General features: G+C 47.5%; 15 protein-coding genes and 1 pseudogene. 6 read left to right on the top strand and 10 right to left on the bottom strand.

Annotated features, from left to right (window positions below):
- The first annotated feature begins 3 nt into the window (after positions 1–3).
- Entirely contained in the window at positions 4–2,490 is a 2,487-nt protein-coding gene (locus EKG38_RS06010; protein ID WP_126519335.1) for a putative bifunctional diguanylate cyclase/phosphodiesterase, read from the top strand.
- Positions 2,491–2,532: 42 nt separating this feature from the next.
- On the opposite strand, the gene EKG38_RS06005 is transcribed toward EKG38_RS06010, so the two are convergent.
- From EKG38_RS06005 to EKG38_RS05975, 7 genes are all read right to left on the bottom strand, one after another.
- Positions 2,533–3,906, bottom strand: a complete 1,374-nt coding sequence (locus EKG38_RS06005; protein WP_126519334.1) for an alkaline phosphatase — start codon at positions 3,904–3,906, stop codon at positions 2,533–2,535.
- A 10-nt stretch (positions 3,907–3,916) separates the two neighbouring features.
- Complete coding sequence (gene gshB / locus EKG38_RS06000; protein WP_126519333.1) at positions 3,917–4,867, bottom strand: glutathione synthase; 951 nt, start codon at positions 4,865–4,867, stop codon at positions 3,917–3,919.
- Between the two features lie 67 nt (positions 4,868–4,934).
- Positions 4,935–5,666, bottom strand: coding sequence for a 16S rRNA (uracil(1498)-N(3))-methyltransferase (rsmE, locus tag EKG38_RS05995; RefSeq protein ID WP_126519332.1), 732 nt, complete (start codon positions 5,664–5,666; stop codon positions 4,935–4,937).
- 7 nt (positions 5,667–5,673) lie between these two features.
- Positions 5,674–6,429 (bottom strand): endonuclease, encoded by a 756-nt coding sequence (locus EKG38_RS05990; RefSeq protein ID WP_126519331.1) that lies wholly within the window; start codon positions 6,427–6,429, stop codon positions 5,674–5,676.
- A 201-nt stretch (positions 6,430–6,630) separates the two neighbouring features.
- The gene (locus EKG38_RS05985) at positions 6,631–7,206 is read right to left on the bottom strand and encodes a SprT family zinc-dependent metalloprotease (protein ID WP_126519330.1); all 576 of its coding nucleotides are present in this window, start codon (positions 7,204–7,206) and stop codon (positions 6,631–6,633) included.
- A gap of 99 nt (positions 7,207–7,305) precedes the next feature.
- Positions 7,306–8,478, bottom strand: a complete 1,173-nt coding sequence (locus tag EKG38_RS05980) for a PA0049 C-terminal domain-containing protein (protein WP_126519329.1) — start codon at positions 8,476–8,478, stop codon at positions 7,306–7,308.
- Between the two features lie 532 nt (positions 8,479–9,010).
- A complete protein-coding gene (locus EKG38_RS05975; protein WP_126519328.1) occupies positions 9,011–9,922 on the bottom strand; it encodes a LysR family transcriptional regulator in 912 nt (303 codons plus the stop codon).
- 121 nt (positions 9,923–10,043) lie between these two features.
- On the opposite strand from EKG38_RS05975, the gene EKG38_RS05970 reads away from it, so the two are divergent.
- The 3 genes and pseudogenes from EKG38_RS05970 to rimK all read left to right on the top strand — a co-directional run bounded on the left by EKG38_RS05970 (position 10,044) and on the right by rimK (position 16,252).
- The gene (locus EKG38_RS05970; protein WP_126519327.1) at positions 10,044–14,597 is read left to right on the top strand and encodes an ATP-binding protein; all 4,554 of its coding nucleotides are present in this window, start codon (positions 10,044–10,046) and stop codon (positions 14,595–14,597) included.
- 284 nt (positions 14,598–14,881) lie between these two features.
- Positions 14,882–15,280 (top strand): annotated as a pseudogene (locus EKG38_RS25180) (ATP-dependent zinc protease family protein); the annotation flags it as partial.
- A gap of 84 nt (positions 15,281–15,364) precedes the next feature.
- A complete protein-coding gene (rimK, locus tag EKG38_RS25175) occupies positions 15,365–16,252 on the top strand; it encodes a 30S ribosomal protein S6--L-glutamate ligase (protein ID WP_246033106.1) in 888 nt (295 codons plus the stop codon).
- A gap of 120 nt (positions 16,253–16,372) precedes the next feature.
- Here the strand turns inward: rimK and EKG38_RS05960 are convergent, their stop codons facing one another.
- Positions 16,373–16,633, bottom strand: a complete 261-nt coding sequence (locus EKG38_RS05960; protein WP_126506173.1) for a DUF5062 family protein — start codon at positions 16,631–16,633, stop codon at positions 16,373–16,375.
- Positions 16,634–16,869: 236 nt separating this feature from the next.
- Positions 16,870–18,078: a cation:proton antiporter gene (locus EKG38_RS05955; protein ID WP_126519325.1), complete on the bottom strand. Its 1,209-nt coding sequence runs from the start codon at positions 18,076–18,078 to the stop codon at positions 16,870–16,872.
- A 122-nt stretch (positions 18,079–18,200) separates the two neighbouring features.
- On the opposite strand from EKG38_RS05955, the gene EKG38_RS05950 reads away from it, so the two are divergent.
- Positions 18,201–19,085 carry a universal stress protein gene (locus EKG38_RS05950; protein WP_126519324.1) on the top strand — a complete coding sequence of 295 codons (885 nt, stop codon included), beginning with the start codon at positions 18,201–18,203 and terminating at the stop codon, positions 19,083–19,085.
- On the opposite strand, the gene EKG38_RS05945 is transcribed toward EKG38_RS05950, so the two are convergent.
- Positions 19,039–21,627 carry a cation-translocating P-type ATPase gene (locus EKG38_RS05945; RefSeq protein WP_126519323.1) on the bottom strand — a complete coding sequence of 863 codons (2,589 nt, stop codon included), beginning with the start codon at positions 21,625–21,627 and terminating at the stop codon, positions 19,039–19,041. The genes EKG38_RS05950 and EKG38_RS05945 overlap by 47 nt on opposite strands.
- A 278-nt stretch (positions 21,628–21,905) precedes the next feature.
- On the opposite strand from EKG38_RS05945, the gene EKG38_RS05940 reads away from it, so the two are divergent.
- Positions 21,906–22,928 (top strand): GGDEF domain-containing protein, encoded by a 1,023-nt coding sequence (locus EKG38_RS05940; RefSeq protein WP_126519322.1) that lies wholly within the window; start codon positions 21,906–21,908, stop codon positions 22,926–22,928.
- Positions 22,929–22,972 lie beyond the last annotated feature (44 nt).

The raw sequence follows: 22,972 nt of genomic DNA, 5'->3' as shown, positions 1-22,972 counted from the left end.
CCCATGACGGCCCCCGATACCAAAAGTATCTTTATCAGCTTGAAGTGGAAGCTGCTTATTGCTGTCATGGTTATGTTGACCATTTTAGGGGGGATCTTAGGTGGCTTTACCTTTCGTCAATTGATTAATCAACAAAGTTACCAACTCGCTTCACAGCAAAATAAATTGGCTCAAAACCTTCAAAGTTCGATCTCATTAACGGTTGATCAGTCTCTGCTGGCGGCTCAACAGATAGCCTTAATGGTTAACGACGGAGACCGTGATGGTGCAAAGTTTGATGTGGGCAAGTATCAGGAGATGCTGGATAAGCGTTGGCCGGATATTCAACTGTACTGGGAGTTGAGAACTATTCACCTGATGTCGCTATCCGGGGAGGTGCTGGCACATGCCGGCAATCGGGTCGATGTCGAAGATAGGCAGTGGTTTGAGAGCAGTTCGGTGAGTATCGAGCCACATTGGCGCATCGTGTGCCATCGTGAATGTGTGATTCAAGTCTTGGTCCCCAATTTACTACAGGGAGAGCCCCACCTTCTGTTTTTAGAGTCAGGGCTGACCGATATATTGGCTCGATTTAGGGTTAACGGCTCGTTTGAACTGGCTGTGCTGGGTCCCAGAATCGTGCACCCGGTAGGGCGTAACTATTGGGCCAGAGAGCTATATAGCATAAGCAATAAACGTACTAGTTTGCCTAGCTTGCAAAAAATTGCCGATAATTTTAGTTGGGAGCAGATTGCCACTAAGGGCGGAATATATGAAGTTAATGGTGAATATTCCGCTATCTGGATTTTCCCCCTGGCTAAAGAGGCTAACTCTCCGGCAATCTTAGTTATCAACAATATCAGTGATTGGCAGACAATACTCAATGAGTTTCAGGAGAGCATGCTGGGAACGCTTCTGTTTGCCCTTGTGTTATCCGGCGGTCTCGTCATTCTCGTCGCTTGGGCTCCCGTGGTGAGTTTGAGCCGGCATGCCAACCTACTCCCTCTACTTGCAGAGCATGATTTTGAAACCTTAAAAAAGTTATCGCCGAAATCATCATCGCTAATCGTCGATGAAGTAGATCTTATCAATACGGCGACTCATCAACTTGCGGAAAGGCTGCAAAACTTGGAGTTGGAGGTCGATGAGTATACCTGCGAACTCAAGCGGTTAGCCATGCTCGACACGCTGACGGGGCTACCGAATAAAGCGATGTTGATGCATGAGCTCAAAAAGACCATAGCTTGTGTGGGACGTATTCATGATCAAGTTGCCTTGATGTATCTGGATCTCGATGAGTTCAAGCGTATCAATGATACCTTAGGACATACACAAGGTGATGAGCTGTTGAAGATAGTGGCAACCCGGTTAAATAATAGTGTCCGGGCTATGGATACGGTATTTAGACAAGGTGGAGACGAGTTTCTTATTTTACTGCGAGGGATCCGTTCTGATCAGGATGTACGTAAAGTGATCCATAAAATTTTTGCCTCGCTACAGCAGCCTGTCGTTCTCGGGAATCATAAGTTGATCGTGACTACCAGTATTGGTGTTGCCTATTGTAAAAGCATGAATGTCAGGGCCGAAGAGCTAATTAAATATGCCGATTTAGCCATGTACCAGGCGAAGGACGCGGGCCGGAGTAATTATCGGGTATTTACCGAAGAGATGTTGCATAAAGCCAATAACCGCTTAATGATCGAGCAAGATATCGGTGCCGCCATAGCAGAGAAGCAGCTATCCCTGTTCTTGCAACCTATCGTCGCCTTACCCGATAGTAAACTAAAAGGCTTCGAGGCATTGATACGATGGTTTCACCCTGAACTGGGGCTCATCATGCCGGGAGATTTTATTCCCGATATCGAACACAGTGAGGCGATCATTCGGGTTGGAAATTATGTACTGGAAGAGGCGGGGGCAATCTTATCTCGATTAAGGAAGCAGGGGTGGGAAGACCTGTATATGGCGGTCAACTTATCTGCCAAACACTACATGGATCCCGGATTGATTCCTCTCGTTCAGCATATTTTGTCTAAGTATGATCTTCCTCCTGAAAGCCTGCTATTAGAGGTGACCGAGGAAAGCGTGATTGAACAGGTAGATTTAGCGCTGTCTGCAATGCAGTCTCTCAAGCGTCTGGGAGTCAGGATTGCGATTGATGATTTTGGTACAGGATACTCCTCATTAAGCTATCTTAAACAGTTGCCTTTCGACGTCCTCAAGATAGACAGATGTTTCACTGCCGGAGTACTCGAGGGGGGCGCCGATACACATATTGTGACTACGGTTATCGATTTAGCCCATAACTTAGGACGAACGGTGGTCGCAGAAGGAATAGAGACCCCTCAGCAATGTGACTTCTTAGCCGATGCCAAGTGTGAGCTCGCTCAAGGGTACCTTTTTTCGAAGCCCTTAGAGGAGGAAAAAGTGTTTGGAATACTAAATCAGATAGAGCGGGATCGAGTCTGGCCGATAGAGACCGCTCCCCAACTGGGTAAGTTGGGGAGCTAATCTAGCTCCAGACTAGTTGAAGCCAGGGCGCTTTGAGATAGCTTATTTGTTGCTTTCCACCTGCGTCGTTGCAGCTGAACTCTTGGCTTTCTTAGGAAGCAAACTCATAATCTTTAGCGCAATATCTGTATTGTCCTGATAGCCGCTAAAGAGTTTAGATGCCGGACCCGATGCAAATACCTGTACATCCATTCCGGTATGTCCACCCGTTGTCCAGCCGGTATTTGAGCGGTTATCGACAAGCTTCTTAATAGCCGTTTCCATCACATCCTGACCCTGCATGCGAGCACGAGACAGTTGTGTGAGCTCATTGTCACTTAGCTCAAATATCAGCTTAGAGATCACCTCATCTTGCCAGTGTTCACTGCTAATGGCGTTAGCGGCAATCTTCGCCGGGCTCGACTTTACTGCTCTGATAATGTCTGTTTTCCAGCTGTACTCACCATTGGCACCGATGCTCAGGCCTCCGGTATTGTGATCGGCAGTAGCGACCATCAAGGTATCATTGTTTTGTCGAACGTACTGTTCAACGACCTCTAACGTATTGGCGAATTCGTCCATCTCAGCCATTGCGGTTGCGATATCATTATTGTGTCCGGCCCAGTCGATTAAGCTGCCCTCGACCAATAATACGAACCCCTTTTCATTCTGGGAAAGCAACTCGAGCGCCTTAGTCGTCATCTTACTGAGCTTGTGGGCACCAACCTCATCGATAGCCCAAGGCAGTTGAACTTCGGCAAACAGACCAATGACTTTGGGCTCAGTGACCGTGTCCAACTGAGAAAAGTCGGACAGGTACCGGTAGCCTTTAGCTTCAAACTGTTGAATCAGCTCGTGTGGGAAGAACTTTTGCCCCCCGCCTAACATGACATCAGCATCGGTATTTAAGTAGCTGCTGGCTATCTCATCATAATTTTTTCGGCTCTCATTATGGGTAAGAAACGCAGCGGGAGTGGCATGATTTATCTGAGAAGTCACGGCGACCCCTGTTGAAAGCCCCTGTTTTTTCGCCATCTCCATGATAGTGGGTAAAGTTTGTTTGTCGGTATCGACCGATATCGCCCCATTGTAAGATTTTACTCCGGTCGCTAAGGCCGTCGCCGATGCCGCAGAGTCTGTGACGTAACCGCTGACGCGGGCCGGATAGGTGCTGGCCGTTCCGACTAAGAGTCGGTCGAATACCGTCTGCTCAATCTCTTGTGTTTCAGGGTTGTCTTTATAGTATCGATACGCACTGGTGTATGCCGGCCCCATGCCATCACCAATTAAGATCACGATATTTTTAGGGACGCTGGGAGCGTCGCCCATCATGGTGTGAGTGGGGGTGTCGGCATACACAAAAGCCGAGGCCGTGGTGGTAAATAATACCGCCACGGTGAGTAGAGAACGTTTTAAACTGAGTAAAGTAGGTCTCATTAATCTGGTCCTAGCTGGCCTTTAATCTTGCTTCGATCGAGTCCATCAACATACCTGTGATATCGACATCGAAGGCGGCTTCGATCTCTTTGATACAGGTTGGGCTGGTCACATTTATTTCGGTGAGCTTGTCACCAATAACATCTAATCCTACGAAGATGAGGCCACGTTTTTTCAATTCAGGTCCAATCGCACGTGCTATGGCCCAATCGCTTTCAGATAGTGGTTGAGCAACGCCTCTGCCGCCTGCGGCTAGGTTGCCTCGGGTTTCGCCTTTTTGAGGGATGCGTGCAAGAGAGTAGGGAACCGGTTCGCCGTCGACGACCAAAATACGCTTATCGCCTGAGGTGATATCCGGAATAAATGCCTGAGCCATCGCATAGCGCTGGCCGTACTCGGTTAAGGTTTCGATGATCACGCCCACATTGGGATCGCCAGCCTTAATCCTGAAAATCAGTGTGCCGCCCATTCCATCCAGTGGTTTGAGGATGATATCGCCTTTTTGCTTATAGAATTTACGGATGCGCTTTGCATCGCGGGTGACCATAGTCTCAGGAGTGAATTCAGAGAACCAAGCGGTGAAAAGTTTCTCGTTGGCATCACGCAGACTCTGAGGCTTATTGACAATAAGCACACCCTCTTCTTCGGCTCTTTCAAGCATATAGGTCGCGTAGATAAACTCGGTGTCGAACGGAGGATCCTTACGCATCAAGACGACATCAAGATCTGACAGTGGAGTATCTACCGGCTCACCTAACTCGAACCAATTATCGGGATCTTGCTTTACCGACAGTTCACGCATGTTGGCCATAGCCTTACCATTGACCATGGCAAGATCTTGCATCTCCATGTAGAAGAGTTGATAACCACGGCTTTGAGCGGCCAATAACATGGCGAAACTTGAATCTTTCTTGATGTTGATATCGCTGATGGGATCCATCACTATGCCGAGCTTAATCATGACGTCGCTTCCTTGTACCACCCATTTTTGATGGTCTTAAATTAGGTTCATATTGGATATGGGGGCGTTAGCCCAGATCACCAAATCTTAATTGCAGTGAACTTATTGCCGTTAAGGCCGCGGTTTCGGTTCTCAAAACCCGGGGGCCTAATAATACATCGGTAAAGGCATATTGTTCTGTCATCGATATTTCGGTTTCAGACAAGCCACCTTCTGGCCCTATCAACAGCCTGACTCTTGGCGTTGGAAGGGTTAATCCGCCAATACCGTGCGCCGCCCTTGGGTGTAGGTTCAATTTAAGAGAGTCAGTTTGTTCGGCACTCCAAGCCTCTAAAGACATGGCTGGCCTCACCTGAGGAATAACACTACGACCCGACTGTTCACATGCACCGATGACAATCTTTTGCCATTGTTGAATTTTTTTTTCCAATCGCTCGCCCGACAGCTTTACGCCGCAGCGTTCAGAGAAAAGAGGGGTAATGGTATTCACTCCCAGCTCAACAGACTTTTGAATGGTAAAGTCCATACGATCGCCACGTGAGATCACCTGGCCTAAATGCAGGTGTAGCCGAGATTCGCTTTCATTAGCGACAGATGAAAGGATGGTGACTTGAACATTTTTCTTACTGGCCGACTCTATTTGTGCAAGATATTCGTTACCGTCACCATTAAATAAACTGACCTGTTCACCGCTGGACATGCGCAGTACACGACCAACATGAGAGGCCGCTTCATCATCGAGCGCAACTGACATACCTACCGTAAAGGTGGATGCTTGGTATATTCTTGGGATTCTCATCTATTTCCTACTCCGCAACCCGCTGGTTTTTGGCTATTGCGTCACATTGGTTTTTAACAAAAGGGTTATGATTTCCCTGAGTTATGGCTATGGCCTTGTCTCTTTTGCATTCGATAGTATCAACTGGATAAGTTTTATCCCACGCTTTGAACAATTTTAATTGGCTTTTCGCTATTCTAAAATTATATGTTTTCTGCATATAGAGGTAAGTGCGGGCAATTTTCCCCCGCGTATAGCTGGGTGGTTCAGCCTTTCTCGACTTGAAGTCGATAACCATATCACATTGACCATATTGATCTGACCGGCCATTCCATTGGCTAAATCGATAGTTGCTTCGGTCGCCATTGACTTCGCCGATAGCGGGCACCAGATTATGTAGATCGGATTCCATTTTCCTGAACAGTTTATCATTCTTACCACAGTTTTTACGACCACCTTGCTGCCAACATTGTCGTTGATGTCCAAGCTCCCACGCCGGCACTATGTGTTCCCATTCGATCCGCGCCGCGCGCTTTTGCTGTTTTCTCACTTGATAGCCACAACGGGAGAAATCGGTCTGCCACTTCTTGCCCGAGATCTTGATATCGCAGCCACAATAAAAGCTGGTGGCAGGGAGGGAGTCTGCATAGATCTCTTTTGCCAGTCTCTTGGCTTGACTGAAACTGCTAGGATGAGACGGAGAAGCTATCGAGGAGGTAGAAAATAGTAGAGTTAACCCAAGGCCCAGTAGAAAGGCCGAGTTCAATTTATCAAACAATTTCAATTATCTTTCCCTAAATGGCGCCATATTATACCGATAGGTATTATTAAGCGCTGTATGATGTTGATGGCAGTGTTCTGCTCTTGGGCGGGATTTTACGGGATGAAAGGGAGTCGAATCAAGGTGACAGTGGAAGAATATTGTGATGTTGTCAGCTGCACCGGCAGTCGGTGTTCAAATCAGCTCTATTTGTTAGCTGTACAGCTAAGCTGCCCTGGTTAACTCTCTCTTGCATCGCCTACATCTATATTGAGTCTCGCCTCGCACAACCTTGTTGTGCCGTCTGATACTGAGTTTTACGGGTCCACATCCACAGTGATACTCGAATTTTTTTCCGTCAACTGATTGAGTATCCAAGCTATGGGTCGTACTTGGCTGAACTCCAAAGACACTTATCATCAGGGACTGCCACTCTTTGCCATGGGGTTTTACCTTGCCATAGAGCCGATAAGCGAGCAGGTGGCAGATCTCGTGTGGGATCACCTCTTTAAGAAAGATATCACTGTTTTCAGCGAGCAGTACCGGGTTAAACCTGAGTTTATTGAGTTGCAGGTGAGCCGTTCCGGCGCTTCTTCCTCTTAGTTTGAAGTTGATCTGCGGACGTGGAAAATGAAGATTCAGATGCTTTTCGGCTATTTGATAGCACTCCAGCACCTGCTGAGCGACACGAGTGTGAAGTTCTGCATCAAATTTATAGCAAGCAGGTGTTTGCGGCTTGGGAGTAGAAACGCTATCGGGAGACGGACTGGTATTCGTTACAGATTTTAAGAAATTAAACATCTATTCGCTTCATTGATTTCGTTTCGTAGGCTCTATATTAATACCGATAGGTATAGTCGGTGCTCGGTGGACGACCGAGCACCACAAGTGTATGACTAATTATAGAGCCGTTGCACCTGCTATGACCATAGCTTTAACCTGCGCCATGATCTCGGCTTCAACTTTCGGGTCGTGGCCTGAAACTCTGGGGGTATGTATGTGTCCGACTGCAATACTGCTATTAAACTGTTGTCCCAGCAGTACTGCACGATAAGATATTTCATTGGAAAGGTAGCCTCCACCCGAGCCTTCAACCGAAGTTTCGCTCTGAAGTTCAGATAGCGTTGAAGCGGTAAACTCACCTTTAGCAACCGAAGTAACCTTATGGTTATCGTTGACTTTCCAATTACCACTTACCGATTGCATCGCCGCCACAGGGAGAGAAAACTCGACAAATTCCGGGCCGTTTAATGTTTTACGATTAAACAAAGGTGCCATTGGCTTTTGCTTATTTGCACCGGTAAGCACATTCAAATTATCGGGCGCGGCAGCACTTCGGTTCCGGCCGGGGAAATGCTCCAGATCGAAATCATCACGGCCCATGCTGACAGTAATAATCATATCGACACTGTTTTCACGGTAAATAGGGGTGAGCAGCGACTCTATGATTCCCTCATCAAAATCGGCAAAACGAACCGGTATCATCACAGTTTCAACCTGTGCTTTCTTGCCGTTAGCGGAAAATTCAAAACCATCTAAGGACAAGGCGACTAAGCCCGAGGGGTTACTCTGGCCGACATTACGATCGAGGAAGAAGGGATCGAAACCTGTTAGCAGTATTTTTACTTCGGTGTCATTCGAGAATTGCACATTGCTAAATCCTCTGGAAGATTTTTCAACGGCGTTCAGTAAAATCTCTTGCTGCCAGGGGGCCATGTTAAATGCGGGGCGACTGCGCTTCAATTGACGCTGCATGGCGAGGCGACTCCAGTAGAGCGGCCTGTCATCGACACTGCCTGATTGCACGTCTCTAACGGCTTGTTGCCATAATCTTTCACCCTGACGAGCGACCATCTTGGTCATTTCAAGTTCGTCCGTTTGCTGTTGGTACTTGCTGTCCAGACTCTCAACTAAGGCCTGATAGCGAGTGACAACATCTGGTATCGTCTGGTTCGCCGCTTCGAGTCTCAGCTCTTCAATATTCAGGGGGGTCATAATATTTGAGGCGGCTGAACAGGCGATGCTAAAGGCCAGAGCGCCTAAAGCTGCAATCGCCATCACGGATTTAGTCATGACTTCATTCCTTTCTACGGAGCGTAATTATTGTTAGTGGAGATGTCTGGTTTCGGTACTGAGTATTAGCGCCATCGATTTGGCGCGTAATAGGTTCGCTACCAGCTGTTATTACATGAGTTTATTATAGCAGTATGCACGACAGCTATATGCAAATAAAGCATTGGAAAATGGGGGGGAATTTGTTCATGTAAATAGAGGGGGAGTAAGCTGGATAATTATCTTAACTAAGAGAAAAGAGGTGATGTTCGACATCACCTGACTTCGCTCATCAGTGAAACCTTAGTTCGACTCACTCTTTTCAGGTGTATGCTGCTGTACAGCTGATGTTTCCTCTTGCTTAGACTCTTCAGCTTTTTTCTCTGTATCTTGACCGCCACAGGCGCCGCAACAACTCATAATTCTATCCTCAATCAACAAATGAACAATTTCGAGGGGTGATAGTACCTGAGTAAATTACTCGGGTATATGATCGAGGTCAGGTTTTATCGACATGGATCACAAATCATGGGTACACCCCAATGATAAGAGGTCACACCATTAAAGATTGCAGTGATTCATGGCTGCTGAAACGTTTGGTAAAGAAGTCTAAGAAGACGCTGATATTGGTGGCGAGTTGTCGTCTGCTTGAATAGACACCATAGACCTTAAAGGCTTCTATCGGCCACTCCTGCAGAATTGGCACGAGCGCGCCGCTGGCAAGCTCATTCTTACATACCGAATTAGATAACATGGCGATGCCGAAGTCATCCTGAGCCAATTGCTTGACCATGACGGCGCTATTCACTCGGACTTTACGCTTAAAGTTAACCATGGTTTTTCTGGCTCCTTTTCCCAGTGGCCAGATAGGGGCCGAGCGGGAAGTGCCGAGTAATATGCCACTATGATTCATAAGATCTTGCGGAGTTGCGGGGGTCCCGTTAACTTTCAGATAGCCGGGGCTGGCAACTAAGATTGGTTGACGTTCGAAGAGTAAACGCGCAACCAGGTCGGATGATTGCAACGGCCCATACTTGATGGCGATATCATAGCCTTCGCCGACAAGGCCAACCTCACTATCGGTAAATTGCACATCGAGCTCAACATTAGGATAGAGGCGCATGAAACTGCTGCACAGATTGGCGATAATCTCCTGACTAAAAGAGACTGGGATGGCGATGCGAAGTAAGCCAGATACATCATTATTGGTGTTTTCGATTGTTGCCTTGGCCGCTTCAATTTCATCCCTGATACTGGTGCAGTGCTGATAAAAAAGCGCACCGACCTGAGTGAGGCTCAAATTTCGAGTATCACGTTGTAATAGCCGTACTCCGAGTTGCTCTTCGAGCTGAGCGACTTTACGACTTATGGTTGATTTTGGCATGCCTATTTCGCGGGCTGCTTGTGAGAACCCTTTGGCTCTAACTACCGCTGCAAACAGCATCATACCATTCAGATCAGGCATGTTTTTATCACTGTCTCAAAAATGGAACAAAGCGTCTAGTGCAGTTTAATGGTATTTGACACTATAACAAAGTTATATTTACTGGCTAAAAAATTCTAGAGGCTAAGCAGAGGATCAATTGATGACCAGCAACAATAAGCCCACAAACATGACTCAAGCTCAATCTGCCGATCCGCTTTTTCTAAAAGCAGAGCACTTGGCACAAGATTTTTCACTGTTTCCTGAGCACAGTAAACAGAGCCTGGCCGAAGAGATTAAAGGTCTCTTAGACGACGATACCATCCAGTCAAACTTGAAAGAGTTAGAGCTGTTAGATGTCGATGGTTACGTGACTAAGGTTATTCAGCCTACATTAGATAAAAACCGTCCTGGCGCAAAGCGCGTCATCGCGGATCTTAAAGGTAAGTTAATTGCCGAAACCCATATGGGCTCTTTTTATAGTGCGGAGATCGAACTTAATTTCGGTACCCGTACTCGCCGCCTGGGTTTTATCGCGCAAGAGCGTACAACGGGTAATGGTGCCTGGATGCCAGAGCATCACCTCGAGGCGTGTAAAGCTATTCGTAAGTTCGCCGAGCTGGCGATGCCTATCATCTATCTTATCGACACCCCTGGTGCCGACGCCGGTGAAATTGCGAACAGCCAAAACCAAGCGCACACCATCTCTAAGGCTATTGCCGAGAGTGCCAATGTTGACGTACCTACAGTTGGTATCGTGATTGGTGCCGGTTATTCGGGGGGAGCGATCCCATTAGCCGCGGCCAACATCTTGTTGTCACTTCGTGATGGTATTTTTAATACGATTCAGCCGCAGGGTCTGCAAAGCATCGCTCGTAAGTACAATCTTTCTTGGCAGGAATGTGCCAAATCTGTTGGTGTATCGCCGGAAGAGCTATACACCTCAGGTTGTATCGACGGCATCATCGATTTCTCTCCATCTGATAAAGATGAGCGCCAGCATAACTTGCGCCGCGCTATCATCAGTAGTGTAGAGGCGGTAGAGCAAGCAGCTGTCCAGTTTGTTCGTGAATCTGGTGATCTGCGTGAGCACTATGATCGTAGTTTGACACGTTTCCTTAATCCGTCTAAGAATTTGGCTGCGCTTGAACATCATGCGGAGCTTGCGGTTGCAAACAATCCAACGATGCACCTGAACCTGTTTGGTAGTGCCTATCGTTATTTGCGTTATTTGACGCTTCGCAGTCGTATTCACTCCATCTCTCAAGAGCAATATGGTCGCCTCTCTAAGGTCAGCGTACCTGAAGGTGATCTACTTGCTCGTATTCAGCAAGAGCAAGACAGAGTATTCCAGTCTTGGTTATCAAGCCCGGATAAGCTGGTCTATGATGAAGAGCTCAATAAACTTTGGGGTAACTTCGTCTCTAAGCGTGATGATGTTTCTACCGAACGTAACATGCTGACTCGTTTGATCTTAGGTGAGCCAAAAGAGAATTATAAGAAAGCGCGTAAGGCGCTGTTATTTAATATCGGTTGGTCCCTGTATCATCGCTGGAAAGGTAATGCTGAAAACAACTTTAAGGGATTGATCCGCTATCTTGAGACGCTCCCATCAGAAGTGACTCAAGCGGATTGGCCTGAGCTGAACAAGTTAACCGTTCTCGATGTTGTGATTCACGATGAACTTCGTGAAGACTTCATCTGGCAGTGCTATAACATTCTTATCTTCAATGCGCTTTATGACAATGTGGTGGGTAACTTAGCCTCTATTGCTAAAGAAGCCATGATGTCTAAGAGTCTGTCTCGTGCATCGGTTGATAACCTGTTGCATGACTCTATCGATCGCGCCATTTCGACCCAAGATACCGCGAATGATAAGAGCAAGTTCTATAAGTGGCTGAAGTTTTTTATGTCTCAGTCAAACCGCGCCGAACTGCTGACTAAAACAGAGCAGTGGAAGAGTGTCGGCTTCCCTCAGTTGAACGACAGTCTTTTCGTTATCCTGACCTACTTCTTCGAGCGCCTGCTGCCAGAGTATTTCGACAGCGAGAAAGAGAGTAGCGAATATACGGGTGCTATCAACCCAGTACGCATCGGTCGTCGTAAAGATTTCTGGAACCGTCTCACCATGGGTTATCAGGATCTCTTGATCCAGAAAGTACTTCGTGATGAGAAGCGTACCGGTAAGATGACATGGGAAAATATTACCGAGAAGTTCTTTACCGATTTCGAGGAAGTGAATGGCGATAAGATGTCTGCCAACTTACTTAACTTCCCGGGTTTCCGTCTGTCTATCGAAGATGCACTGGATAAAGGGATCCGTCCTTGTGGCTTGATCACAGGTATGGCGGATTTTGAGCACAGCGGCAAGCAGATGCGAGTCGGTGTTGCCGTCTCTAACACCGCATTCCAGGCCGGTGCCTTCGATATGGCGAGTGCCGAGAAGTTCAGCGCGCTATTGATTGAGTGTGCTAAGCGTAAACTTCCCGTTATCTGCTTCATCAGTTCCGGTGGTATGCAGACAAAAGAAGGGGCGGCGGCGCTATTCTCAATGGCCGTAGTGAACGACCGTATCACGCGTTTCATCCGTGATAACGAGCTGCCTGTATTGATGTTTGGTTTTGGTGATTGTACCGGTGGAGCTCAGGCGAGTTTCGTGACTCATCCTCTGGTTCAAACCTACTACCTGTCAGGTACAAATATGCCGTTTGCCGGTCAAATGGTTGTGCCTGCATATCTACCATCGACGGCGACACTGTCTAACTATCTGTCGAAAGTACCGGGTGCGATGGACGCCTTGGTAACGAATCCATTCAGTAACACCATCGACGATCAGCTAAGCAGTATCGATCCTCTGATGCCTAAGCCAACGGCTCAGGTTGAAGATGTTATTGCAAATGCACTGTCTACCTTGGTACCTGAGATGATGGTCGCGGACGAAGAGATTGTTCAGGACGATCCTCGTGAGTTGATGAAACCTATCAACAAGGTCTTGGTTCACGCTCGTGGTTGTACCGCGGTTAAGTTGATCCGCAAGGCCCATGACAATGATATCGATGTGGTATTGGTGGCATCCGATCCGGATATGACCTCTGTGCCAGCGGAGATGTTGAAAGGCAACGACAAGTTAGTCTGTATCGGTGGTAATACCTCCGATGAAAGTTACCTCAATGCCTACTCGGTATTGAAAGTTGCCGAGTATGAAAACGTCGATGCGCTTCACCCGGGGATTGGTTTCCTATCCGAGAGCCCGCAGTTTGCTGCACTTTGTGTCAACAACGGTGTTAACTTCGTTGGACCAAGCGTGCATAGCATGACGACTATGGGTAACAAGTCGAACGCGATTAAGACCTCTCAAGCTCATGGTGTCCCAGTTGTTCCCGGCAGCCACGGTATCTTGACCAATGCAGAGCAAGCGGTAAACGTTGCTAATGAAATTGGTTACCCTGTGCTGCTTAAAGCGGTTCAAGGCGGTGGCGGTAAGGGTATTCAGGTTGTCGAACGTTCTGCTGATATGATCGGCTTTTTCCAGCAGACTTCTACAGAAGCGGCGGCCGCATTTGGTAATGGCGATCTCTATCTTGAGAAATATGTGACTTCACTGCGTCACATCGAAGTACAGTTACTTCGTGATAAATTCGGTAACACTAAGGTTCTGGGTATTCGAGACTGTTCGGTGCAGCGTAACAATCAGAAAGTTGTTGAAGAGTCTGGTTCGACTATGTTGCCAGCTGAGCTTAAAGAAAAAGTACTTCAATATACGCTTGATCTTGGTAATGCTACCGATTACATGGGCGCGGGTACGGTTGAGTTCATCTATAACTTAGATGCTAACGAAGTGTACTTTATGGAGATGAACACACGTCTTCAGGTAGAGCATCCGGTAACGGAAGCCACATCGGGTATCGATATCGTTAGTGCAGGTTTCGATATCGCAGCGGGCCGCTCAATTGAAAAGCTTGAGCCTCAGTCAATCGGTTATGCTATCGAAGTGCGTGTTACTGCGGAGAAAGCCGCATTAGATAACAATGGCGTTCTACAGTTGTTGCCTCATCCTGGCATGATCACTGAGTATATGATGCCAGAGCGTGATGATATCGAGATCATCTCTATTGCCGGTGAAGGTAAAGAGGTCTCGCCATACTATGACAGCTTAATCGCTCAGATTATCTGCCGTGGTGAAAGTCGTGAAGATGTGATCAACAAGCTACATGATTACTTGGCTAATAGTGTCGTGATCAAAGGGATCGCGACCAACATTCCACTGCTGACTCGTATCCTGAAAGACGGCACCTTCAATGAAGGGGTTTACGATACTAACTATCTACCGCGCTTCATGGCAGAGCTTGATGTACCTGAGCTGATCGCCGAGATGGAAGCCGCTGCAGAAACCGTAGGTGTCGATACCGCGTCACTGCGCGTTGGTGAGAGTAATGAGCTTAAGGTGATGGCACAAGGTGCAGGTATCTTCTATACCTCTCCAGCGCCTGGTGAAGCCGACTTTGTTAAAGAAGGCGACATAGTTACTGCAGATCAGACTTTAGCGCTTACAGAGGCTATGAAGATGTTCTCTCAGCTAACTTTAGCCGGGTATAACCGTCAAGATGCAATCTTGTACCCTGAAGATAAGAAGTATCGCATCGAGCGAGTGCTTAACAGTAATGGCCAGCAGGTCTCTCAAGGTGACTTACTGTTTGTTGTTTCGCCTGTTGAGTGATGCGCCGTCAAGGAGAGTGAGCAAAATAGGCTGTTAATGAGCTGTTAACTCTCTTTACGTTAATTGTAAAAATACCCGTCCCTGTGACGGGTATTTTTTTATCTGATTTTTTTGGTAAGGAATTTGCAATACGAAAAGTAATGAATTTTCTTGGTGGTAGCTAATGTATTTCCAATTAAACTGCTGATTTGAATCATTATTTTGCCATTAGTTTTTATATCTTTGTGAAATAAAAAAAGAGGTGTATTTTTGCGCTTTAATTAACCTATTTATGTAGTAAAAAAATGAGCAATAAAATCATTGTCGGTAGTGAAGAGTGGTGCGCTTTACCTGGTTTGGGCATTAAGGCTGTCAAGGCTCGTGTTGATTCAGGCGCAAAGACATCATCGCTTCACGCAATCAATATCTCTACGTTTAAACGTGAAGATGGCACTTGGGTCTGCTATGAAGTCCATCCGCTGCAAGGCAGTCGAAAAGTGACTCTACAGTGTGAATCTAAGCTTATCGACAGACGAGTGGTCAAGAGTTCTAACGGTGAAACCGAGAAGCGTTTCGTCGTACGTGAACAGCTTCATTTGGGTGAGCAATCCTGGGAGATTGAGCTGACACTGACTAACCGCGCCAATATGGGTTATCGCATGCTGTTGGGCCGCGAGGCTATGGGGCAAAAGATCTTAGTGGATCCTTCAGCCACTTGTTGTTTAGGCGAAATGTCTGCCGAGCAAGTGGATGAATTCTATGGCAAGCTTGTTGTTCCCAGTAGTGGTTTGAAGATAGGCTTACTGGCGAGTAACCCGGATTTATATAGTAATAAACGCATTATGGAAGCGGGTCAGCAACGCGGCCATGAAATGTACTTTCTCAATGTTAAACAGTGTTATATGAAGTTGGATGCTTCTGAGCCTGAGGTACACTATCGCGGTGGACGTATTCTGAATGATCTCGATGCCGTGATCCCCAGAATTCGTCCCAGTATGACTTTTTATGGTTGTGCCCTGACTCGCCACTTTGAAAGTCTTGGTGTGATGGCGCTCAATAACTCGGAAGCGATCACTCAATCCCGGGATAAGTTGTTTTCTCTTCAGTTACTGCAGAAGAACAACCTGGATATTCCGACGAGCGGTTTTGCTAATTCGCCGGCCGATACAACCGATCTTATCGATATGGTTGGTGGTGCGCCTCTGATTGTTAAGTTGCTTGAAGGGACGCAGGGAAAAGGGGTTGTGCTGGCTGAAACCAGAAAGGCCGCCGAGAGTGTGATCAATGCGTTTAAGTCGCTAAAAGCGAACTTATTGGTGCAGGAGTTTATCAAGGAAGCACAAGGGAAAGATCTACGCTGTTTTGTGATTGACGGTAAGATTGTTGCTTCGATAGAGCGTACGGCGGCTCCGGGTGAGTTCAGAGCGAATATTCATCAGGGGGGAACGGCTTCTATTGTGCAGGTGACTCCGGAAGAGAAAAAGTTGGCCATTAAGGCGGCTAAAACCATGGGTCTTCAGGTTGCGGGTGTCGATATTATTCGTTCCAGTAAGGGACCATTACTATTAGAGATTAACTCGTCACCAGGGTTGGAAGGTATTGAAGCTGCAACAGGAATTGATGTCGCCGCATCTATGATTGACTCTATCGAGAAGAAGTTAGGTTGGAAAAAATAACTTAAGTCATCTGATTCCGGTTGTAATTGGTGAACTTTATTTAGCAGCTAACCCTCAAGTTGAGGCTTAGCTGCTTTTATTAAGAGACTGTAATCAAACTCTTATTTATACCGATTGGTATTAGTTTAGTAGTTCATGGTCTTCAGGAAGTTGGCGGCTAATCCACAGTATGAGTTTGTGCTTCATATTGGGTCCATCTTCCTTATCTTTTGCCAGCGGTTGGATCAGTTTATCGGTAACCAGTAAGCGGTAGATGCACTCAACTTTATCTTTGGGTGAGATCCCTTTATCAAAATCGGCAAAGCCACGCTTCTTTGCGTAACCAACGCCGATCTCCATAGCTAACTTTAATAACTGTGCTTCATGTTTTTGGTGTTTCATCGGTCACTCTCTTTGAGCCTGGGATCAGCTGCCTATACTCTTTTCTATGCTCAGTCGCCGACCCCGGCTTGAATAAAAACGTTAAACAACTTCAGCTGCATAAACAAAAAAATGTCTTATAACTGAGAAACTATGTACTGTGATTGTTTGCCAATCCATCATAGATTAAAACGGTGATAGCTTCTTGAGTTTTTATAAAAATATTGCGCTTGTGATTGGGAGCTATCTGTGTGTAATCACGGCTTTTTGTGTAATACCGTTTGTCCCTTGAGTGCCCACTTGAGGAGTATGGGGCCGACTATGCTCGATATGGCAATAATCAATACCAGCTCAGTAAATAGCTTAGGTTGAATGATATTCAGCTGTAGTCCCATTTCGGCAAATACCAGGCCGACCTCTCCCCGTGGGATCATCGCACAGCCGATGATAATTTTTCTCCGCAAGGGACCCTTTGCTGCCATCCCCGAGGCCAGCTTAGTGACGATGGCAATAAGTGCAAGCCAAAGAAGCACTAGCAGGCCCGATAGAGTCAGGTCCAACTGGCTAAGGTCGACACTGATCCCCACGTAGACAAAAAATATGGGGGAGAAGAGATCCACGAGTGGTTTGGCCGATACTTCTAACTTTTGGGTAAAGGGAAAGGGGTTAGGTAAATATCGGTTTGTTGGGAACACAAATTGGCGGGATAGTGCCATTCCGGCAGCGAAGCCACCGAGCAATGCCGGCGCACCGAACCAGTGCGCCAGCCAAGCGAACAGGCAGATTAGAGTGATCACCACGAAAACCTCATAGCCGTTACTCTTAGTGTGAGGATACCCGCTTCTGAATAGGTAGATAAGTGCTCTGGCCATAGGTGGGGCCAGGAAAACGAAGCCAACGACCTTCAAGACCAGTATCAACACTGATACCAGACTCAGAGTTCCTGAAGCGTTAAAGTTTAACAGTATGCTCAGCAATACCACACCAACAATATCATCGACCACCGCGGCACCGAGAATAACCTGGCCGGCAAGCGTTTGACCTTGATTAGCCTGAGTCATCACCCTTATCGAGATGCCGATACTTGTTGCAGTTAAGGCGCAGCCAAAGAACAGAGCCGTAAATGTAGGCAAGTTAAGCCAGTAGACGGCCGAAGCCCCGCCTACGACCACGGGGAATACTATTCCGCCCAGTGCAACCCAGATCGATCTGCCACTGGCGTGGTAGAGGCGCTTTACTGAGGTCTCACAGCCAATATCGAAAAGCAGCAAGATAACACCAAGCTCAGCCAGAACAGAGAGGGTGTTGTGGGGATGAACCCACCCAAGAATCGAGGGACCGATAATGAGTCCAGCCAACATCTCGCCAACCACCCCTGGGACACCCACACGGCAGCAGAGCTCACTCAGTAAACGCCCGAAGATGAGCATGAAAAATATTGAGATGACAAAGCTGTCTATTGGCAATATTTCCTCCTCATTTTCAATGGGAAGTCAGTTTGATCTCGATCATTTTTTGCGACCATTCTAAGGCGTAAGTGCAGTTGTTTGTCTAAGCTAAAACTAGGTAATAATGGCTGGAGAAAACAATGGATAAGGTGTTTATTATTTCGCAAAGAGAGGAAGCGCACACGGATGCAGTTGCTACGGGGGTCGAGTTGGCCAGAGCGATGGATAAACGCGCCGAAGTTTTTGCATATAGCTTCGAATATTTTAGTGGTGCGGAATACTATAATCCACGCCTCGGCGCCGCCGCCCAACAGAAAATAATGAAAGAGCGCGCGGCTAAAATCGAGGACGAGCTGAAAACATTGAAGGCAGAAGATATGCCCGTACACACAGTATGGAGTAAAGATCTGCACGAACATGCCTGTCATCACTCGATTCGTCATGGCTTCGATCTCATGGTTAAAGCGGTACACCATGCGGATCACTATCTTCCTGTCGATTGGAATTTGATCCGCCACGTAAAAATTCCTCTTATGCTACTGACTGATAATCCCCTTCATAGAGGAAATGCCGTATTGATGGCTGTCGATCTCGGTAGTGATAATGTGCTTAAACAGCAGCTCAATCAGGCCGTTATCAGTCACGGCAAGGCATTAGCCAAAGCGACCGGTAGTAAGTTGCACCTTGCTTTTGTGATCAGAGTACCCAGGGTGTTGCGGGATATGGACCTGATCAATACCACTACATTAGTTAAAGATGCCTACCAGGAACATAAGCAACAGTTGGCCAAGCTGAATATGGATCCTGAATGTATTCACATCATCGCCGGCGATCCCGATATCTGTCTTTATGAACTCTCTTGTCGTTTGAATATCCGTTACCTAGTGCTTGGAGCCCGTCAGCGCCAAGGCATCTTGGGCTATGTTATTGGTAATATGGCTGAGTCCATTCTCTGCCGGATCCGCAGCAATGTTCTGGTTATTCCGGCCGATGATCAGTTACTGGCACCGCTAAGTTCAGACTAGCCCTCATCCGCCACCGCTTCTTGTGCACCTCATCCACGATGAAAAGCACTGAGGCGGTGGCCAGTAAAATCAACCAATGGGAAAAACTGATGGGACTGAGCTGTAGCGCATCGCTCAGGCCTGGTGTATACATGGCGCCAATATGGATCCCCTGAGCCACAATAATACCCACCAGTAATATTGGATTGCTGAAGAAGGGGACGACCAGTAGTGACCTATGTTCGGAGCGGCTGTTGAGCGCATGTACATTTTCAAATAGCACCATCAACATTAAGGTCAGGTTTCGGGCGGCCTCCTCGCTAACCCCCATCTGGAGTGATATTGCAAACAGGCCGAAGGCGATTAACCCCATGACCAGAGCGCTGATACAGACCCTTTCCAGCATGAGTCGATCGAAGATGGGTTCCTTAGGGGCTCGCGGCGGTTGAGAAAACTCATTACCCTCTGCGGGTTCGAAAGCCAATGCAACATCCTGAACCCCATTTGTCACTAAATTCAGCCAGAGGATCTGCAGTGGAAACAAGGGGATGGGTAAGGCAAAGAGTACGCTTAGGATGAAGAGAAATATTTCCGCAGCGCCGGTACTGACCAGCAAGAAAATAACCTTTCGGATATTGTTGTACACGATCCGACCTTCGATGACCCCCTTAACGATGGAGCTGAAGTTATCATCGGTTAACACTAATGAGGAGCTTTCCCTGGCAACGTCGGTGCCCCTCAGTCCCATCGAAATACCGACATGAGCGTGTTTCAATGCAGGGGCATCATTGACGCCATCTCCGGTCATGGCGACAAACTCTCCCTGTCTGATAAGTGATTGAGTAATTTCCATTTTTTGTTCGGGTTTGACCCTGGCAAACACTCTGTGACTTGCCACTAGTCTATCGAATTCACTTTCACTAAGAGCCATCGCCTGGCTGAGTTCACTGCCCGTTACCGCCTTATCATGCTCGCTGACTATTTTAAGTTGCTGAGATAAGGTCAGCGCGGTGACGGGATGATCGCCAGTTATCATCGCGACCTTTATTTGTGCTTGGTGACACGATGCCACGGCTTCTATGGCATCGTGTCTGAGAGGATCGCTCATGGCGACCAGGCCAAGAAATTCGAGCCCGGTGAACTCGTCACTTTCCGCAGTCCCGGCCCCATGAGCCAATGCGAGTACCCGGTACCCATGTCTGGCCATCCAGTGTGTCTGATCCAGGATCTTCTGATTCATCTCTTCGGTCAGGTTACACATGGGCATGACCTTCTCCACCGCCCCTTTCACGGCAATCAGTGTACCTTGTTTACTTTCATTGACGCTGGCACTGAATCCTTTTTCGGACTCGTAGGGGAAGAGGGCTAACTGTGTATGATTTTCAACTTCGGCCGTTAGCCTGAGCTTGTGTCCTAATACAAGGAAGGCCAGATCGACGCCGTCTCCATCGGCATGGATCTTGTCCTCTTCGTAAACCAGGTGTGCCTCATTCGCGAGTTGCCCAACCAGGGCTAATTGCTTTAGTCCTATCTCCTCCTCCACCGTGACGGGAACTCCATGTCCGTGACGATGCACTAAGCCATTTTGGGCTAACCCCTCTCCTGCAACGTGGTATTTATGTTCGTTGGCAAGCCAGATCTGACCTATGGTCATCTCGTTGACCGTCAAGGTGCCGGTTTTATCTGAGGCGATAAAGGTGCAGGAACCCAGAGACTCAACGGCAACCAACTTACGTACGATCACGTTGGCTTTCGCCATGCGTTTCATTCCTATAGCCAGGGCTACAGTAATCGCCGCAGGTAAACCTTCGGGAATGGCTGAGACGGCTAATGCGACCCCTAACAAGAACACATCGGACAGATCGGCGCCTCGTATGAGTGTCAGACTAAATATCAGCGCTATGATGATCACTATGGCAATGGCTATACGCAGGGTAAACTGATCGATTCTCTGCATTAATGGCGGCTTGGTATCGACGCCCTGATGGACTAATTTGGCTATCTGTCCTATCTGAGTGTTGACTCCGGTAGCGATCACTTCACCCTCCGCACGGCCGTGGGTCACCAGCGTGCCGGCAAAGGCTTGTTCCTTATTGCTGACAGAAGTGGACTCACCCGTGAGGGCTGACTCATCGACTTGAAACTGGCTGGATTGCCTCAGATCAATGTCGGCCCCTATACGGTCTCCACTACTGAGCATGACCCAATCGCCCGGCACCAGAGAGTGGCTATCGACGACAACCGGATGGCCATCGCGAATAACCCGACTCTGTTGGGGCACCATATCGGCGAGGGCATCGGCAGCCTGCTGGGCAGAATACTCCTGAATGGTGCCAATCAGCGCATTGAGCAGTAGCACCACAGAGATAAAAAAGGCATTGATAAGCTGGCCGAGTATCAGGCACACGACAACGGCCACCAGCAGGACATAGATAAATGCGCTACGAAACTGGATGATAAAGAGTCGGGCAAAGCTATTTCTTGACGGTTTTGGCAGACAATTTTCGCCATACTCTGTCAATAGAGCTTGTGCCTGTTCACTGCTGAGTCCCTGCGATGCCACATCCTCTCCCTTTGAACTGGATTTATACCCATCGGTATAAGAAAGACATCTTTATACCAGTTGGTATTAGCCTTTATCTCTTGATCTATAGTCAATAATTATAGATAAAGATATCAAGTTTGAATAATAATTGACCGGCGTCAAAGGTTAGCTTCGCTTTCTTGTTCCTGGCGAGTGAGTACTCAGGTAAGTAATTATTAGATAGATATTTTTATCGGCCGATGTACCTTAAGGGATACCATTCTGCTAGAGTTATTAAATTCGTGAATTAAAGGTGTATGGAAGTGTTAAAATTGTGGTCTGAGGAGCTCGAATATCGACGTTCCGCATTTCGGGTTACCCTTATCGTTATTGCCGCTGCCGCAAGTATTTTCACTCTCTTCAATTGGTTAATAGGACTGAAATCCTATGCCCTGACCGAGTTAATACTTGCGCTACTTTCATTGGGGATATTAAGTGTCGTTCGCACGACTCAGTATCTTCATCGCTGGACTCTGCTGTTCCTCTTTGCCTTCTATGGCGTCATCTTACTCGGTATTTCGTTCGCCAGTTTCCGCTCGGGTCTGTTTGCCTGGATTTTTGTTTTTCCCATCCTCTCCTATCTATTGCTTGGTCGTCGCAGCGGTCAAGCTGTCACCCTTTGTTATGTGTCATTAGGACTGAGTATATTAGGCTGGCGTCTGTGGCTAAATGACCCCAACATACATCTGGTGGCAATGGCAAACTATGGCCTGTGTGCCGCAGCTATATGGGGCGTGGCACACGTATATGAATCTAAACGGGAAGAGGTGGTGGAGCGGCTGCAGAATATGGCCGCAAGAGATCCCCTGACCGGGCTCTATAACCGGTTGCATTTAGAGTCTGTGTTTGAGCAGATAACCCAGAATGAGAGTAGCTCCGACTCCTCTCTGTTTATGTTGCTCATCGATCTGGATCATTTTAAGAGTGTCAACGACAGCTATGGCCATGAGGTCGGTGATAAGGTGCTGGTGCGGGTGGCCGAACTGATAAAGCAGACAATTGGAGAGAATGACTGGGGCTTTCGGGTCGGAGGGGAGGAGTTTTGCTTGCTCCTGCCCGATACCAATCACGCATCAGTCCAAGAGATCGCGCAAAGATTACAGCAAGTAATTGAAGGATCTGCTGTGAGTGTGGGTGAGCATAAGGTATCGACGACGGCGAGTATAGGTATTGCGCAGTGGCCCGAGTCCGGCAGCTTGATGCAGTCACTCTATCGAACTGCCGATCGCCGCCTGTATCGGGCGAAAGAGCTGGGACGAAACCGTGTCGTTTGTGACTAGTTCCGGGTTGAGCTAGCAATAAAAAACCACCTCAATCGAGGTGG

Origin of the sequence: Shewanella canadensis (genome assembly GCF_003966225.1) — a bacterium.
Taxonomy (GTDB): domain Bacteria; phylum Pseudomonadota; class Gammaproteobacteria; order Enterobacterales; family Shewanellaceae; genus Shewanella; species Shewanella canadensis.
Note: the sequence above shows the minus strand (reverse complement) of the source record. Positions and strands in the feature narration are given on the sequence as shown.

Coding starts and splice junctions, on each gene's coding strand:
- EKG38_RS06010 (WP_126519335.1), top strand. CDS start 4: ATGACGGCCCCCGATACCAAAAGTATCTTTATCAGCTTGAAGTGGAAG.
- EKG38_RS06005 (WP_126519334.1), bottom strand. CDS start 3,906: ATGAGACCTACTTTACTCAGTTTAAAACGTTCTCTACTCACCGTGGCG.
- gshB (WP_126519333.1), bottom strand. CDS start 4,867: ATGATTAAGCTCGGCATAGTGATGGATCCCATCAGCGATATCAACATC.
- rsmE (WP_126519332.1), bottom strand. CDS start 5,666: ATGAGAATCCCAAGAATATACCAAGCATCCACCTTTACGGTAGGTATG.
- EKG38_RS05985 (WP_126519330.1), bottom strand. CDS start 7,206: ATGTTTAATTTCTTAAAATCTGTAACGAATACCAGTCCGTCTCCCGAT.
- EKG38_RS05980 (WP_126519329.1), bottom strand. CDS start 8,478: ATGACTAAATCCGTGATGGCGATTGCAGCTTTAGGCGCTCTGGCCTTT.
- EKG38_RS05975 (WP_126519328.1), bottom strand. CDS start 9,922: ATGCCTGATCTGAATGGTATGATGCTGTTTGCAGCGGTAGTTAGAGCC.
- EKG38_RS05970 (WP_126519327.1), top strand. CDS start 10,044: ATGACCAGCAACAATAAGCCCACAAACATGACTCAAGCTCAATCTGCC.
- EKG38_RS05960 (WP_126506173.1), bottom strand. CDS start 16,633: ATGAAACACCAAAAACATGAAGCACAGTTATTAAAGTTAGCTATGGAG.
- EKG38_RS05950 (WP_126519324.1), top strand. CDS start 18,201: ATGGATAAGGTGTTTATTATTTCGCAAAGAGAGGAAGCGCACACGGAT.
- EKG38_RS05940 (WP_126519322.1), top strand. CDS start 21,906: ATGGAAGTGTTAAAATTGTGGTCTGAGGAGCTCGAATATCGACGTTCC.